The 18,783-nt window shown below is 60.4% G+C and carries 4 protein-coding genes; 3 read left to right on the forward strand and 1 reads right to left on the reverse strand.

The window, feature by feature from the left end:
* Positions 1 to 623: 623 nt before the first annotated feature.
* Together AC3B5Q_RS00665 and AC3B5Q_RS00670 are read left to right on the forward strand one after the other, a co-directional pair.
* The gene (locus AC3B5Q_RS00665; protein ID WP_488392790.1) at positions 624 to 16,568 is read left to right on the forward strand and encodes a retention module-containing protein; all 15,945 of its coding nucleotides are present in this window, start codon (positions 624 to 626) and stop codon (positions 16,566 to 16,568) included.
* Between the two features lie 145 nt (positions 16,569 to 16,713).
* Entirely contained in the window at positions 16,714 to 17,055 is a 342-nt protein-coding gene (locus AC3B5Q_RS00670; protein WP_021782542.1) for a hypothetical protein, read from the forward strand.
* 69 nt (positions 17,056 to 17,124) lie between these two features.
* Here AC3B5Q_RS00670 and AC3B5Q_RS00675 read toward each other — a convergent pair whose 3' ends face one another.
* Entirely contained in the window at positions 17,125 to 17,685 is a 561-nt protein-coding gene (locus AC3B5Q_RS00675; RefSeq protein ID WP_021782543.1) for a WYL domain-containing protein, read from the reverse strand.
* Between the two features lie 207 nt (positions 17,686 to 17,892).
* Here AC3B5Q_RS00675 and AC3B5Q_RS00680 point away from each other — a divergent pair, with 207 nt between their 5' ends.
* Positions 17,893 to 18,687 (forward strand): tetratricopeptide repeat protein, encoded by a 795-nt coding sequence (locus AC3B5Q_RS00680; RefSeq protein ID WP_017147865.1) that lies wholly within the window; start codon positions 17,893 to 17,895, stop codon positions 18,685 to 18,687.
* Positions 18,688 to 18,783 lie beyond the last annotated feature (96 nt).

Raw genomic sequence — 18,783 nt, forward strand, 5'->3', positions numbered from 1 at the left:
ATTCATCTATAGAAAACAGATCCTCTGCCTTCTTGCATTCAATAATCGTAAGCGATTCCCGGTGGTTGGGAGGCCAGTATTCGCGCACTCGTCTGTCATCTCTTTGATTTGTGACAAATCGCTGCTCGTGGCTGGCGCAGATTTGAAAACCTGGTGTGCCTCAAGCGAGCACGCACCCCCGGCTTTGCTGGTTATCGACTTCTGCCTGGCCGCATTCCGGCAAGGTTTGTGCTTATTCGACAATCAGAGTCCGGCAATTGGCCGTGACCTGAATTTTGACGCCGGTAACGCTGACATTGCCCACCGAGGACGGCATGATTTACGGCTGCCAACGTGTATGAAAAAAGTGCCGTGGCTGACGGATTAACACGCTTTAGATGATGTAAGGCATTTGTCCTTCGGAAACGCTTGGCTAAGGTAAAAATATCAATGTGACATTACATTGCCGATTGTTTAGGATGGCCTGTATAAGGTCAATAGTTTGGCAGTCAGTCAATTCCAGAAAGTTATAGACGGAATATTGACGTCAAAACGTCAAGAGATCATCGACATAGTTCCGCCTGAAGTGGCTATCAAGCGCCGCTCTGGCAGGGAAGTACCCATCGGGTCACACGGAGAGTCCAATGAGCAGCGTTGTAGCCATCGTCAAAAGCATTGTCGGCCAGGTTATTGCGGTATCCCCAGAGGGCATCCGGCGTGTACTTATCGAAGGTGACCGCCTATTGACCGGTGAGGAAGTGCTCACCGGTCCTGGTGGCGCAGTTACTCTGGAGCTGGCTGATGGCCGTATGCTCGATCTGGGCCGTGACAGCCAATGGAGCGCCGACGCGCCTGACAGCAGTACCGACCTGAGCCAGGCTGCAGCGCAGGCCGCGCCTTCGGTGGAAGAGCTGCAGCAGGCTATTGCTGCTGGTGTTGACCCGACTACTGAGCTTGAAGCTACCGCCGCTGGCCCGTCATCAGCGGGTGGTGGTGCGCTGGGCGGTGGCCACAGCTTCGTGATGCTCGAAGAAACGGCTGGCCGAGTTGACCCGACGGTCGGCTTCCCGACTGATGGGCTGGGCTTTGCGGGTGTACTCGATAGCGAAGAAGTGGGCCTGCTGGACACCAACGGCAACAACCTGGTGACCACACCCACGACGGATACCAACGTTGCTACTGATCTGATTCTTGGCGCAACCCCCTCTATCAGTGAAGCGGGTGGCGTAATCGTTTATACCGCCACCGTTGGTCAGGCTCCGACCACCAACTTGGTAATTACTCTGTCCAACGGTGCCGTGATCGTCATTCCGGCCGGGCAGACCAGTGGAAGCGTCAACGTCGTAGTTCCGGCAAATGACACTCCCTACATCGACGGGAGCCAGATTTCGGCGAGCGTGACAGGCAGTACCGGTGGTGGCGGTCTGACGGTGACATTGCCGCAAACGCCAGCGGTTACCCAAGTGACCGATACAATCGACACCACAACTGCGACCCTGACCGCTTCGCCAAGCGTGACCGAAGGCGGCGTGATCACCTACACCGTGACCCTGAGCAATCCTGCCCAGACTCCGGTCACCGTGACTCTGTCGAACGGCCAGGTCATCACCGTTGAAGCCGGCAAAACCCAGGGCAGTGTCGACTTCCAGACCCCGGCGAATGACGTCTACAACAACGGTTCGACCGTCAGCGTCACCATCGAGAACGCCACGGGCGGCAACTTCGAGCAACTGACCCCGAACCCGACCCCGGCTCAGACCACGATCAACGACTCGGTCGACACCACCACTGCGACCCTGACCGCCTCGCCAAGCGTGACCGAAGGCGGCGTGATCACCTACACCGTGACCCTGAGCAATCCTGCCCAGACTCCAGTCACCGTGACTCTGTCGAACGGCCAAGTCATCACCGTTGAAGCCGGCAAAACCCAGGGCAGTGTCGACTTCCAGACCCCGGCGAATGACGTCTACAACAACGGTTCGACCGTCAGCGTCACCATCGAGAACGCCACGGGCGGCAACTTCGAGCAACTGACCCCGAACCCGACCCCGGCTCAGACCACGATCAACGACTCGGTCGACACCACCACTGCGACCTTGACGGCGAGCCCATCGGTCACCGAAGGCGGCGTGATCACCTACACCGTGACCCTGAGCAATCCTGCCCAGACTCCGGTCACCGTGACCCTGTCGAACGGCCAGACCATCACCGTTGAAGCCGGCAAAACCCAGGGCAGCGTTGACTTCCAGACCCCGGCGAATGACGTCTACAACAACGGTTCGACCGTCAGCGTCACCATCGAGAACGCCACGGGCGGCAACTTCGAGCAACTGACCCCGAACCCGACCCCGGCTCAGACCACGATCAACGACTCGGTCGACACCACCACTGCGACCTTGACGGCGAGCCCATCGGTCACCGAAGGCGGCGTGATCACCTACACCGTGACCCTGAGCAATCCTGCCCAGACTCCGGTCACCGTGACTCTGTCGAACGGCCAGACCATCACCGTTGAAGCCGGCAAAACCCAGGGCAGTGTCGACTTCCAGACCCCGGCGAATGACGTCTACAACAACGGTTCGACCGTCAGCGTCACCATCGAGAACGCCACGGGCGGCAACTTCGAGCAACTGACCCCGAACCCGACCCCGGCTCAGACCACGATCAACGACTCGGTCGACACCACCACTGCGACCTTGACGGCGAGCCCATCGGTCACCGAAGGCGGCGTGATCACCTACACCGTGACCCTGAGCAATCCTGCCCAGACTCCGGTCACCGTGACTCTGTCGAACGGCCAGACCATCACCGTTGAAGCCGGCAAAACCCAGGGCAGCGTTGACTTCCAGACCCCGGCGAATGACGTCTACAACAACGGTTCGACCGTCAGCGTCACCATCGAGAACGCCACGGGCGGCAACTTCGAGCAACTGACCCCGAACCCGACCCCGGCTCAGACCACGATCAACGACTCGGTCGACACCACCACTGCGACCTTGACGGCGAGCCCGTCGGTCACCGAAGGCGGCGTGATCACCTACACCGTGACCCTGAGCAATCCTGCCCAGACTCCAGTCACCGTGACTCTGTCGAACGGCCAAGTCATCACCGTTGAAGCCGGCAAGACCCAGGGCAGTGTCGACTTCCAGACCCCGGCGAATGACGTCTACAACAACGGTTCGACCGTCAGCGTCACCATCGAGAACGCCACGGGCGGCAACTTCGAGCAACTGACCCCGAACCCGACCCCGGCTCAGACCACGATCAACGACTCGGTCGACACCACCACTGCGACCTTGACGGCGAGCCCATCGGTCACCGAAGGCGGCGTGATCACCTACACCGTGACCCTGAGCAATCCTGCCCAGACTCCGGTCACCGTGACTCTGTCGAACGGCCAGACCATCACCGTTGAAGCCGGCAAAACCCAGGGCAGTGTCGACTTCCAGACCCCGGCGAATGACGTCTACAACAACGGTTCGACCGTCAGCGTCACCATCGAGAACGCCACGGGCGGCAACTTCGAGCAACTGACCCCGAACCCGACCCCGGCTCAGACCACGATCAACGACTCGGTCGACACCACCACTGCGACCTTGACGGCGAGCCCATCGGTCACCGAAGGCGGCGTGATCACCTACACCGTGACCCTGAGCAATCCTGCCCAGACTCCGGTCACCGTGACTCTGTCGAACGGCCAGACCATCACCGTTGAAGCCGGCAAAACCCAGGGCAGTGTCGACTTCCAGACCCCGGCGAATGACGTCTACAACAACGGTTCGACCGTCAGCGTCACCATCGAGAACGCCACGGGCGGTAACTTTGAGCAGTTGACCCCGAATCCGACTCCAGCCTCGACGGTCATCAATGACAGCATCGATACCGTCACTGTAAGCATTGTTAGCAATGGCAATGTGACCGAAGACCAGCAGCCTTCCTTTACTGTGAAAGTAAGCCAGGCGCTGGACCGTCCGATGACCGTAACCCTGTCAAACGGCGACGTCGTAACGATCGAAGCCGGTAAGACCGAAGTCGAGTACAAGACCTCGGCTCAGGGCGATGACGTCTATCTCGATGCAGGCTCCATCACGCTCAGTGTTACCGACGCTACAGTTCCGGGTGCCACCTTCGAGCAGCTGGCCTTGGGGGGACCGGCCACCGTTGAAATCTCGGACACTATCAGCGAAGTTGTCGCAAAACTGACCGCAACCCCTTCGGTCACCGAAGGCGGCGAGATCACCTACACCATTACGCTGACCAACAAAGACGGCTTGCCGATCAACAACCACTCGGAGCTGTACTTCAAGCTGACCGACGGCACTACTGTTGTCGTGGCGGCGAACAGCACCACGGGCTCGGCCACTGCAACCGCCCCGGACAACGTCTATGTCGGCGCTAACCAGCCGGTGGTCAATGCCATCGACGCCGTCAGCGGCGCAGATGCGTGGAAGTTCGAAAACCTGAACCTGGACAAGACGCCGGTCAGCACCGAGGTGACCGACGAGCCAGGCACCCCAGGCAACCCGGGCGGCAACAACGAAGGCGACATCGTCAAGGTCACTATCACGGCCGACCAAACCTCGGTGGCCGAGAACGTCAAACCGACGTTCACCGTGCACGTCAACCAACCGCTGGACCACGACCTGGTCGTGACCCTGAGCAACAACGCCCAGGTCACCATCAAGGCTGGAGATACCAGCGCTCCGTACGAGCACGATGCGCAAGGTGACGACGTCTATCAGGATGCTGGCGAAATCAGCCTGGGTATCAATTCGGCGGCGGACGCCACTGGTGCGACCTTCGAAAACCTCGAGTTGGGCGGTGCGGCTTCGGTTCAAGTGACTGACACCCTCGACGAAGTGGTGGCCAAACTGACCGCGACCCCTTCGGTGACCGAAGGCGGCGAGATCACCTACACCATTACGCTGACCAACAAAGACGGCTTGCCGATCAACAACCACTCGGAGCTGTACTTCAAGCTGACCGACGGCACTACTGTTGTCGTGGCGGCGAACAGCACCACGGGCTCGGCTACTGCAACCGCCCCGGACAACGTCTATGTCGGCGCTAACCAGCCGGTGGTCAATGCCATCGACGCCGTCAGCGGCGCAGATGCGTGGAAGTTCGAAAACCTGAACCTGGACAAGACGCCGGTCAGCACCGAGGTGACCGACGAGCCAGGCACCCCAGGCAACCCGGGCGGCAACAACGAAGGCGACATCGTCAAGGTCACTATCACGGCCGACCAAACCTCGGTGGCCGAGAACGTCAAACCGACGTTCACCGTGCACGTCAACCAACCGCTGGACCACGACCTGGTCGTGACCCTGAGCAACAATGCCCAGGTCACCATCAAGGCCGGTGATACCAGCGCGCCGTACACTCACGACGCACAAGGCGATGACGTCTACAACGACGCAGGTCAGATCAGCCTGGGTATCAACTCGGCGGAGGACGCCACTGGTGCGACCTTCGAGAACCTGGAACTCGGCGGTGCGGCTTCGGTTCAAGTGACCGACACCACCGACGAAGTGGTGGCCAAGCTGACCGCGACCCCTTCGGTGACCGAAGGCGGCGAGATCACCTACACCATCACGCTGACCAACAAAGACGGTCTGCCGATCAACAATCACAGTGCCTTGACCTTCACGCTGAGCGACGGCACCACCGTCATCACCGTGCCGGCCAACGGTACCGTGGGCACAGCCACCGTGACTGCTCCGGACAACGTCTACGTCGGCACCAACGACGCTGTCGTGAAGTCGATCGCAACCGTTGAAGGCGCGGATGTCGGCAAGTTCGAGCAACTGACACTCGACAAGACCCCGGTCAGCACTGCGGTCACTGACGAGCCAGGTACCCCAGGTAACCCGGGCGGCAACAACGAAGGCGATCTGGTGAAGGTCACCATCACGGCCGACCAGACTTCGGTAGCCGAGAACGTCAAACCGACGTTCACCGTGCACGTCAACCAGCCGCTGGACCACGACCTGGTCGTGACCCTGAGCAACAACGCCCAGGTCACCATCAAGGCTGGCGATACCAGCGCTCCGTACGAGCACGATGCGCAAGGTGACGACGTCTATCAGGATGCTGGCGAAATCAGCCTGGGTATCAATTCGGCGGAGGACGCCACTGGTGCGACCTTCGAGAACCTGGAACTCGGCGGTGCAGCTTCGGTTCAAGTGACTGACACCCTCGACGAGGTGGTGGCCAAGCTGACCGCGACCCCTTCGGTGACCGAAGGCGGCGAGATTACCTACACCATTACGCTGACCAACAAAGACGGCTTGCCGATCAACAACCACTCGGAGCTGTACTTCAAGCTGACCGACGGCACTACTGTTGTCGTGGCAGCGAACAGCACCACAGGCTCGGCCACTGCAACCGCCCCGGACAACGTCTATGTCGGTGCTAACCAGCCGGTGGTCAATGCCATCGACGCCGTCAGCGGCGCAGATGCGTGGAAGTTCGAAAACCTGAACCTGGACAAGACGCCGGTCAGCACCGAGGTGACCGACGAGCCAGGTACGCCGGGCAACGAAGGCGACATCGTCAAGGTCACTATTACTGCAGACCAGATGTCGGTAGCCGAGAACGTCAAACCGACGTTCACCGTGCACGTCAACCAACCGCTGGACCACGACCTGGTCGTGACCCTGAGCAACAACGCCCAGGTCACCATCAAGGCTGGCGATACCAGCGCTCCGTACGAGCACGATGCGCAAGGTGACGACGTCTATCAGGATGCTGGCGAAATCAGCCTGGGTATCAATTCGGCGGAGGACGCCACTGGTGCGACCTTCGAGAACCTGGAACTCGGCGGTGCAGCTTCGGTTCAAGTGACTGACACCCTCGACGAAGTGGTGGCCAAACTGACCGCGACCCCTTCGGTGACCGAAGGCGGCGAGATCACCTACACCATTACGCTGACCAACAAAGACGGCTTGCCGATCAACAACCACTCGGAGCTGTACTTCAAACTGACCGACGGCACTACTGTTGTCGTGGCGGCGAACAGCACTACGGGCTCGGCCACTGCAACCGCCCCGGACAACGTCTATGTCGGCGCCAACCAGCCGGTGGTCAATGCTATCGACGCCGTCAGCGGCGCAGATGCGTGGAAGTTCGAAAACCTGAACCTGGACAAGACGCCGGTCAGCACCGAGGTGACCGACGAGCCAGGCACCCCAGGCAACCCGGGCGGCAACAACGAAGGCGACATCGTCAAGGTCACTATCACGGCCGACCAAACCTCGGTGGCCGAGAACGTCAAACCGACGTTCACCGTGCACGTCAACCAACCGCTGGACCACGACCTGGTCGTGACCCTGAGCAACAACGCCCAGGTCACCATCAAGGCCGGTGAGACCAGCGCTCCGTACGAGCACGATGCGCAAGGTGACGACGTCTATCAGGATGCTGGCGAAATCAGCCTGGGTATCAATTCGGCGGAGGACGCCACTGGTGCGACCTTCGAGAACCTGGAACTGGGCGGTGCCGCTTCGGTTCAAGTGACTGACACCCTCGACGAAGTGGTGGCCAAGCTGACCGCGACTCCTTCGGTGACCGAAGGTGGTGAGATCACCTACACCATTACGCTGACCAACAAAGATGGTCTGCCGATCAACAACCACTCGGAGCTGTACTTCAAGCTGACCGACGGCACTACTGTTGTCGTGGCAGCGAACAGCACTACGGGCTCGGCCACTGCAACCGCCCCGGACAACGTCTATGTCGGCGCTAACCAGCCGGTGGTCAATGCCATCGACGCCGTCAGCGGCGCAGATGCGTGGAAGTTCGAAAACCTGAACCTGGACAAGACGCCGGTCAGCACCGAGGTGACCGACGAGCCAGGTACCCCAGGCAACCCGGGCGGCAACAACGAAGGCGACCTGGTCAAGGTCACCATCACGGCCGACCAGACTTCGGTAGCCGAGAACGTCAAACCGACCTTCACCGTGCACGTCAACCAGCCGCTGGACCACGACCTGGTCGTGACCCTGAGCAACAATGCCCAGGTCACCATCAAGGCTGGCGACACCAGCGCGCCATACGAGCACACGGCACAAGGCGATGACGTCTACAACGACGCAGGCCAGATCAGCCTGGGTATCAACTCGGCGGAGGACGCCACTGGTGCGACCTTCGAGAACCTGGAACTCGGCGGTGCGGCTTCGGTTCAAGTGACCGACACCACCGACGAAGTGGTGGCCAAGCTGACCGCGACCCCTTCGGTCACCGAAGGCGGCGAGATCACCTACACCATCACGCTGACCAACCAAGACGGCCTGCCGATCAACAATCACAGCGCCTTGACCTTCACGCTGAGCGACGGCACCACAGTCATCACCGTACCGGCCAACGGTACCGTGGGCACTGCCACCGTGACTGCCCCGGACAACGTCTACGTCGGTACCAACGACCCTGTGATCAAGTCGATCGCAACCGTTGAAGGCGCAGATGTTGGCAAGTTCGAGCAACTGACTCTCGACAAGACCCCGGTCAGCACAGCGGTCACTGACGAGCCAGGTACCCCAGGTAACCCGGGCGGCAACAACGAAGGCGACCTGGTCAAGGTCACCATCACGGCCGACCAGACTTCGGTAGCCGAGAACGTCAAACCGACCTTCACCGTGCACGTCAACCAGCCGCTGGACCACGACCTGGTCGTGACCCTGAGCAACAACGCCCAGGTCACCATCAAGGCTGGCGACACCAGCGCGCCATACGAGCACACGGCACAAGGCGATGACGTCTACAACGATGCTGGCCAGATCAGCCTGGGTATCAACTCGGCGGAGGACGCCACTGGTGCGACCTTCGAGAACCTGGAACTCGGCGGTGCGGCTTCGGTTCAAGTGACCGACACCACCGACGAAGTGGTGGCCAAGCTGACCGCGACCCCTTCGGTCACCGAAGGCGGCGAGATCACCTACACCATCACGCTGACCAACAAAGACGGTCTGCCGATCAACAATCACAGTGCCTTGACCTTCACGCTGAGCGACGGCACCACCGTCATCACCGTGCCGGCCAACGGTACCGTGGGCACAGCCACCGTGACTGCTCCGGACAACGTCTACGTCGGCACCAACGACGCTGTCGTGAAGTCGATCGCAACCGTTGAAGGCGCGGATGTCGGCAAGTTCGAGCAACTGACACTCGACAAGACCCCGGTCAGCACTGCGGTCACTGACGAGCCAGGTACCCCAGGTAACCCGGGCGGCAACAACGAAGGCGATCTGGTGAAGGTCACCATCACGGCCGACCAGACTTCGGTAGCCGAGAACGTCAAACCGACCTTCACCGTGCACGTCAACCAGCCGCTGGACCACGACCTGGTCGTGACCCTGAGCAACAACGCCCAGGTCACCATCAAGGCTGGCGACACCAGCGCGCCATACGAGCACACGGCACAAGGCGATGACGTCTACAACGACGCAGGTCAGATCAGCCTGGGTATCAACTCGGCGGAGGACGCCACTGGTGCGACCTTCGAGAACCTGGAACTCGGCGGTGCGGCTTCGGTTCAAGTGACCGACACCACCGACGAAGTGGTGGCCAAGCTGACTGCGACCCCTTCGGTGACCGAAGGCGGCGAGATCACTTACACCATCACGCTGACCAACCAAGACGGCCTGCCGATCAACAATCACAGCGCCTTGACCTTCACGCTGAGCGACGGCACCACCGTCATCACCGTACCGGCCAACGGTACCGTGGGCACTGCCACCGTGGCTGCCCCGGACAACGTCTACGTCGGTACCAACGACGCTGTCGTGAAGTCGATCGCTACCGTTGAAGGCGCGGATGTCGGCAAGTTCGAGCAACTGACGCTGGACAAGACCCCGGTCAGCACTGCGGTCACTGACGAGCCAGGTACCCCAGGTAACCCGGGCGGCAACAACGAAGGCGACCTGGTCAAGGTCACCATCACGGCCGACCAGACTTCGGTGGCCGAGAACGTCAAACCGACCTTCACCGTGCACGTCAACCAGCCGCTGGACCACGACCTGGTCGTGACCCTGAGCAACAACGCCCAGGTCACCATCAAGGCTGGCGACACCAGCGCGCCATACGAGCACACGGCACAAGGCGATGACGTCTACAACGACGCAGGTCAGATCAGCCTGGGTATCAACTCGGCGGAGGACGCCACTGGTGCGACCTTCGAGAACCTGGAACTCGGCGGTGCGGCTTCGGTTCAAGTGACCGACACCACCGACGAAGTGGTGGCCAAGCTGACTGCGACCCCTTCGGTGACCGAAGGCGGCGAGATCACCTACACCATCACGCTGACCAACCAAGACGGTTTGCCGATCAACAACCACAGTGCCTTGACCTTCACGCTGAGCGACGGCACCACCGTCATCACCGTACCGGCCAACGGTACCGTGGGCACTGCCACCGTGACTGCCCCGGACAACGTCTACGTCGGTACCAACGACGCTGTCGTGAAGTCGATCGCTACCGTTGAAGGCGCGGATGTCGGCAAGTTCGAGCAACTGACGCTGGACAAGACCCCGGTCAGCACTGCGGTCACTGACGAGCCAGGTACCCCAGGTAACCCGGGCGGCAACAACGAAGGCGACCTGGTCAAGGTCACCATCACGGCCGACCAGACTTCGGTGGCCGAGAACGTCAAACCGACCTTCACCGTGCACGTCAACCAGCCGCTGGACCACGACCTGGTCGTGACCCTGAGCAACAACGCCCAGGTCACCATCAAGGCTGGCGACACCAGCGCGCCATACGAGCACACGGCACAAGGCGATGACGTCTACAACGACGCAGGTCAGATCAGCCTGGGTATCAACTCGGCGGAGGACGCCACTGGTGCGACCTTCGAGAACCTGGAACTCGGCGGTGCGGCTTCGGTTCAAGTGACCGACACCACCGACGAAGTGGTGGCCAAGCTGACTGCGACCCCTTCGGTGACCGAAGGCGGCGAGATCACCTACACCATCACGCTGACCAACCAAGACGGTTTGCCGATCAACAATCACAGTGCCTTGACCTTCACGCTGAGCGACGGCACCACCGTCATCACCGTGCCGGCCAACGGTACCGTGGGCACTGCGACCGTGACTGCCCCGGACAACGTCTACGTCGGCACCAACGACGCTGTCGTGAAGTCGATCGCAACCGTTGAAGGCGCAGATGTTGGCAAGTTCGAGCAACTGACTCTCGACAAGACCCCGGTCAGCACAGCGGTCACTGACGAGCCAGGTACCCCAGGTAACCCGGGCGGCAACAACGAAGGCGACCTGGTCAAGGTCACCATCACGGCCGACCAGACTTCGGTAGCCGAGAACGTCAAACCGACCTTCACCGTGCACGTCAACCAGCCGCTGGACCACGACCTGGTCGTGACCCTGAGCAACAATGCCCAGGTCACCATCAAGGCTGGCGACACCAGCGCGCCATACGAGCACACGGCACAAGGCGATGACGTCTACAACGACGCAGGCCAGATCAGCCTGGGTATCAACTCGGCGGAGGACGCCACTGGTGCGACCTTCGAGAACCTGGAACTCGGCGGTGCGGCTTCGGTTCAAGTGACCGACACCACCGACGAAGTGGTGGCCAAGCTGACCGCGACCCCTTCGGTCACCGAAGGCGGCGAGATCACCTACACCATCACGCTGACCAACCAAGACGGCCTGCCGATCAACAATCACAGCGCCTTGACCTTCACGCTGAGCGACGGCACCACAGTCATCACCGTACCGGCCAACGGTACCGTGGGCACTGCCACCGTGACTGCCCCGGACAACGTCTACGTCGGTACCAACGACCCTGTGATCAAGTCGATCGCAACCGTTGAAGGCGCAGATGTTGGCAAGTTCGAGCAACTGACTCTCGACAAGACCCCGGTCAGCACAGCGGTCACTGACGAGCCAGGTACCCCAGGTAACCCGGGCGGCAACAACGAAGGCGACCTGGTCAAGGTCACCATCACGGCCGACCAGACTTCGGTAGCCGAGAACGTCAAACCGACCTTCACCGTGCACGTCAACCAGCCGCTGGACCACGACCTGGTCGTGACCCTGAGCAACAACGCCCAGGTCACCATCAAGGCTGGCGACACCAGCGCGCCATACGAGCACACGGCACAAGGCGATGACGTCTACAACGATGCTGGCCAGATCAGCCTGGGTATCAACTCGGCGGAGGACGCCACTGGTGCGACCTTCGAGAACCTGGAACTCGGCGGTGCGGCTTCGGTTCAAGTGACCGACACCACCGACGAAGTGGTGGCCAAGCTGACCGCGACCCCTTCGGTCACCGAAGGCGGCGAGATCACCTACACCATCACGCTGACCAACAAAGACGGTCTGCCGATCAACAATCACAGTGCCTTGACCTTCACGCTGAGCGACGGCACCACCGTCATCACCGTGCCGGCCAACGGTACCGTGGGCACAGCCACCGTGACTGCTCCGGACAACGTCTACGTCGGCACCAACGACGCTGTCGTGAAGTCGATCGCAACCGTTGAAGGCGCGGATGTCGGCAAGTTCGAGCAACTGACACTCGACAAGACCCCGGTCAGCACTGCGGTCACTGACGAGCCAGGTACCCCAGGTAACCCGGGCGGCAACAACGAAGGCGATCTGGTGAAGGTCACCATCACGGCCGACCAGACTTCGGTAGCCGAGAACGTCAAACCGACCTTCACCGTGCACGTCAACCAGCCGCTGGACCACGACCTGGTCGTGACCCTGAGCAACAACGCCCAGGTCACCATCAAGGCTGGCGACACCAGCGCGCCATACGAGCACACGGCACAAGGCGATGACGTCTACAACGACGCAGGTCAGATCAGCCTGGGTATCAACTCGGCGGAGGACGCCACTGGTGCGACCTTCGAGAACCTGGAACTCGGCGGTGCGGCTTCGGTTCAAGTGACCGACACCACCGACGAAGTGGTGGCCAAGCTGACTGCGACCCCTTCGGTGACCGAAGGCGGCGAGATCACTTACACCATCACGCTGACCAACCAAGACGGCCTGCCGATCAACAATCACAGCGCCTTGACCTTCACGCTGAGCGACGGCACCACCGTCATCACCGTACCGGCCAACGGTACCGTGGGCACTGCCACCGTGGCTGCCCCGGACAACGTCTACGTCGGTACCAACGACCCTGTGATCAAATCGATCGCAACCGTTGAAGGCGCGGATGTCGGCAAGTTCGAGCAACTGACGCTGGACAAGACCCCGGTCAGCACCGCCGTGACCGACGAACCAGGTACGGGAACTCCGGGCACCGGCAATCAGGGTGACGTCACCACCGTCGGTATTACCGGCACGTCTTCTCTGACCGAAGGTGAAACCGGCCAGTACACGCTGACCCTGAGCAACGCGTCCAAGTCCGAAGTCACTATCACCCTTAGCTACAGCGGTACCGCCAAAAACGGTGACGACTTCACCGGTGTTGCGACCGTGAAGATTCCGGCCAACAGCACAGGCACGACCTTCAATATCGCTACCATCGACGACAAGCTGGTCGAAGGTACCGAAAACTTCGTCGTGAAGATTGAAACCGCCACGGGTGGTAACTTCGAGAACCTGCAGGTCGATAGCAGCAAATCGAGCGTGACGACCACCATTCTCGACAATGATCACCTGCCGGTTTCGCCTGGTGGCGCGGTGTTTGGCGTGGAGGACACTGATTACGTGTTTGCCTGGAGTGATTTCAAAGTCACCGATGCCGATGGCAACACTAACCTGTCCGTGACCATCACCTCGCTCCCGGTCGCCGGCAACCTGCAGTTCTTCAACGGTACTGCATGGGTGAATGTGGCCGCTGGCCAGGTGGTCAGCCAGGCAGATATCACTGCCCAGCACCTGAAGTTCGTTCCGGCCCTGAACCAGTCGGGGGCGGACAACTACGGTGGTAATGGCGTGGGTAACCAGAAGGCCGACTACGCCCAGTTCAAGTTCAAGCCAAACGATGACACCAACCTGGGCAGCGAAGTGACCATGAAGGTCGATATCAGCCCGGTTGCCGACAAACCGACCCTGAGCTTCGGCAACGCCGATATCGAGTCCAAAGGGCTGACCAAGGAAGTCTGGACAAGCCTCAACGGCCTGGGTACTGGCGGCAACGGCATTACCGGCGAGAATCTGAAGGCGGTCTTTGCCAACTCCGGCAGTGCCAACTCCAGCAGCACCACTACCAACGTGCAGTCCGATGGCAGCGTCAACGCTGGCACCGGTTCAAAAACGTCTGGCCTGATCTACCTGGAAGCCGGCAAGGTCTATACCTTCAGTGGTTCGGCCGACGACAGCTTCGTGGTCACCATCGGTGGCAAGACTGTAGTCACGGCCACCTGGGGAGCCGGTGGCGGGGTGTCGGGTACCTTTACCCCGAATACCAGCGGCTACTACCCGATCGAGGTCTACCATGCCAACCAGTCCGGCCCAGGCAGCTATGACCTGAACATCCAGGTAGGCTCCGGTGCCGTTACCGACCTGAGCAGCTCGAACGTCAAGATGTACCAGAACGTTACCGAGATGGCCAATGCCGGCCTGGGCGTGTCTGACCTGCACACCGTGAACGGTCAGAGCTACTACGACGGCTACAAGCTCAACGAAGGGCCTGAGGGTGGCTCGGTGAAACTGGTCGGTATTTCCACCGCCCTGACCGACACCGACGGCTCCGAAAGCTTGAACGTGACACTCAGCGGTATCCCGAAAGGTACCGTGTTGAGCGATGGTGCAGGCCACACGGTCACGGTTGGTACTGCCCCGGTCGATGTGACAGGCTGGAAACTCAGCAGCCTGACGCTGACCCCGCCGGCCTATTACAAAGGCTCGTTCGACATCACGGTTACCTCGACTGCCACCGAAAGCCTGGGCGGCTCGGCCATCACCACCGGCAATATCCCGGTGACGGTGTACGCTGCGACCTACAAGGCAAGTGTGGGTACCTCGGGCAATGACACGATGACCGGTAGTGAAGGCAACGACATCATCGTTGCTGACGTATCAGGGCTGAACGTGGTTCAGGGCAAGAATTACAATATCGCCTTCATGGTCGACAGCTCGGGCAGTATGAGCGACAAGTCGATTGCAGATGCCAAGACGCAGTTGGCCTCGGTGTTCAATTCGCTCAAGGCCAGCCTGGGCTCGGACACCTCGGGTACCGTGAACATCTTCCTCGTCGACTTCGATAGCCAGGTCAACAAGAACGTGGCGGTGAATCTGGCCGATTCGAATGCCCTGAGCAAACTGCAAGCGGTATTGAACTCGATGGTTGGGGGGACCAGCTACGGTGGCGGTACCAACTACGAGGACGCGTTCAAGACCACGTCCAACTTCTTCAAGAGCACGATGGCCTTGAGCAACTCTGGTGCGGAGAACCTCACCTATTTCATCACTGATGGCAAGCCGACCTACTACCAGAGTGACGAGTCGACCAACCCTCGTCTGTGGACAGGTGGCAAATATCTGGATGATGTTGTGAACGTCAACAACTACAAGATTGGTGACACGTTCAGCACCATGGTCGACAGTACGCACAAGTTCGAAATCGACAGTGATGGCACTGTGTACGTCTACACGTACAAGAGTAATGGCAGAGTCGACACTTACGAACTGGGCACCATCCATGCTCAAGGTGATGGTACCTACGAGATCTCCTCGCGAGCGGGCTGGGGTAATGGGTGGAGCTACACTGAAGCGGCTGCTGGCTCTACGGCGAGTTTCAACGTGCTCGGTGGCACTAACGGCTTGAGCAAAGTCCAGGCTATCGGCCTGAACAGCGATGTCACGCTGAACGATCTGAAACCTTACGACAGTGCCGGCAAGCCACAGACCAATATCGACCCGTCCGATTTGGCCAAGGCGATTCTCGGTCACTCCGAAGCGACGGTGCCAGGTGCCGACACCATCGATGGCGGTAACGGCAACGACATCATCTTCGGTGACCTGATCACCCTCAACGGTGTGGTCAGCGAGGGCTACCAGGCCCTGCAGACGTACGTTGCAGAGAAGAGTGGTGTTGAAGTCAGCGCTGTCACTACCAGCAATGTTCACCAGTACATCACCGAGCACTACACCGAGTTCGATATCTCCGGTGCCAAAGACGGCAACGACATCCTGTCGGGCGGCAATGGCAATGACATCCTCTTCGGCCAAGGTGGTAACGACACGCTAGATGGTGGCAGAGGTAACGACATCCTGTTGGGCGGTACTGGCAATGACACCCTGATCGGTGGCCATGGCGACGATATCCTGATCGGTGGCAGCGGTGCCGACACCTTCGTGTGGAAGGCTGGCGACCTTGGTAACGACGTGATCAAGGACTTCAACAAGGCCGAGGGTGACCGTATCGACCTGAAGGACCTGCTCCAGGGCGAGAAGGGCAGCACCATCGATAACTACCTGAAGCTCACCACGGTGGAGGGTACGACCACCTTGCAAGTCAGCAGCGAAGGCAAGCTCAACGCCGAAGGTGGTATCGCCAACGCCGACGTGACCATCAAGCTTGAAGGGGTTAACTGGTCCAACCAGACGATCAACTCGTTGATCAGCGGTGCCGACCCGACCATCATCATCCACAACAAGGACAGCTGATAGACCACCGGGGCCGCATAGCGGCCCCGGCTCTTTCCTGCCACTCGCCAACAGCGCATACTCTGGCGCCGGGCCTGCGCGCCCGGCGATCTTTGCCTATGCTGCTGTCTACCAACAAGGAACCAACGTGACGAGGGACATCGCCATGTTCTACGTGCAACGCAACGCCGCCGGCCAGTTGCTGCGGGTGGAAGCAGCCGCGTTTGATCAGTTCACCGAAATACTCCCTTCAGACCATGCCGATATCCAGGAATGGTTTGCCGATGATGTTGTGGAAAACAGCCTCAACCAGCTCAAGCAAAGCGATCTGGACATGATCCGCGTGCTCGAGGACCTGATTGACGTGCTGACCGCCAAGGGCGTGTTCAAGATCACCGACCTGCCCGCCGGCGCGCAGGCCAAGCTGCTCAACCGTTCCACGGCGCGCAAGGCGCTCAGCAGCCTCAATAACCTGATTGACGAAGAAGAGCAGGGTGGGCTGATCTGACAGTGGGCTGGTCACCGCGACAGTCGCCGTCGGGCTGGTGTTCGGTGCCAGCGAAGAGGCCGGTACAGGCTAAAAATTCTGGTATTGAGCTGCCGCATTGCTCAGAATCTTGCCAATCTCTTCCCGCAAGCCGGCAGGCTGCTCTACTACCACCCCGTCCCCATGGCTTAACAGCCACCAGCGTAATGGCCAGCCGTCACTTACCGTGCCGCGTAACCGATGCCCATGCTCCAGTGCCGTCAGCTGCATGTCGCTGCTCAACGGCGCATCCCGCAACTGCCGCGCCAGTGCATCGCTAATTCGAGCAACCAGCTCCACGCCCTCACCCTGCGAGGGTTGCAACGCATCCCCTCGCAGATGTGTCAGCAAGTCGAAGTTACCGCGTAATTCGCCCACGGCACTGGCCGACCAGTGCCAACCGAACGGAATGCTCTTGTCATTGCGCTCCAGCGGGAATATCAGCGAAAGCTCATTGAGGTCACGCTCGACAGTGCGTTTGCTGACCGTGAAACCTACGTCACGCAGGCGCCAGACCAGCTCGGCGCTGGTTATGCCTGGGGAACGGCTGGGCAACTGGCGCAGCAGCGCCCACTGTCGGCTAAGGGTGGCGCGAGTGGTGGCGAACGGCAAAAGATAACGTCCTTGTCTAGGCTTGCCGCAATAGGATGGCGGCATGCGAGGGGCATGGCAATTGGCCACAGCCTGCTCAGATCAAGGAAGTCGCATTTGGTTGCCTCGTGCCGGTTCGTTCGCGACAGGTTTTGACGTGACATCACGCAGAATCACGCCTCATCACAGCCGAAGGTTGGGGTTGTGCGTCGTTCAATGAGGATGAACATGTCTGTTGCCAGCAATATCCATTCGCTACTTGCCCGCCTTCTGCCCGAGCGGGTCATCGCCCCTCCGGCCCCTGCAGGAAGGCGACAGCGGCTGTTCTCCGGTGTGGGCTTGCCCAGCCAGCGGTCGCTGCTGGTCAACCGCCTGGATGAGGCCAACGACCTGCAGGCGGTGTATGTCGACCTGCGCCGCCAGGCATTGCAAGGTAGTGTGTCCGCATTGAACGACCTCGGCTGGATCTGGCTCAACGGCAAGTACTGGCGGGCCGATACCGTGCTGGCCGGGCACCTGTTGCGCATGGCAGCCCTGCAGGGCAATGCTGCTGCCTGGTTCAACCTTGGCCAGCAGCACTACTTCGGCAAAGGCATCGACCCTTCCTATGTGCAGGCGGCGGAGTGTTACCGGCAGGCCTTCGACCGCGGCATGCTGCATGCGGCCGCTGCACTGGGTGACCTGTATGAGGAGGAGGTGTGCGACGGTGACCTGGAGTGGCAGGTTGACCTGGTGCAGGCCTACCAGTGGTTCATGCGTGGCGCCGAACAGGGCGAGGCACGTTGTCGTTTTGAAGTGGGCTACCGGTTGATGCATGGGCTGCACGTAGAGGCCAACCTCAAGGCAGCGCTGTACTGGCTTGAGCTGGCAGCAGCGGCGGGGGTGGTGCAGGCGGCAGAGGAGCTGGCGGTGCACTTCAGCAGCCGTGATGCGGTGCGGTATCAGGAGTGGCGGGACCGGGCGGTGCAGATGGGCAGTACATTGGCCTTGACCATGAAGCTGGAAGACCAGATCCAGCCCTGAGTATTTCTCTCCAGTGCTGCACAGGGATTGCGTAGATCCCGAACCCGGTGCAGCCCCTGTGTGCGGGTTTACCCGCGAAGCGCGTCACCACTGGCT

This window comes from Pseudomonas sp. D5(2026) (genome assembly GCF_057766845.1).

Coding starts and splice junctions, on each gene's coding strand:
- AC3B5Q_RS00670 (WP_021782542.1), top strand. CDS start 16,714: ATGTTCTACGTGCAACGCAACGCCGCCGGCCAGTTGCTGCGGGTGGAA.
- AC3B5Q_RS00665 (WP_488392790.1), top strand. CDS start 624: ATGAGCAGCGTTGTAGCCATCGTCAAAAGCATTGTCGGCCAGGTTATT.
- AC3B5Q_RS00680 (WP_017147865.1), top strand. CDS start 17,893: ATGTCTGTTGCCAGCAATATCCATTCGCTACTTGCCCGCCTTCTGCCC.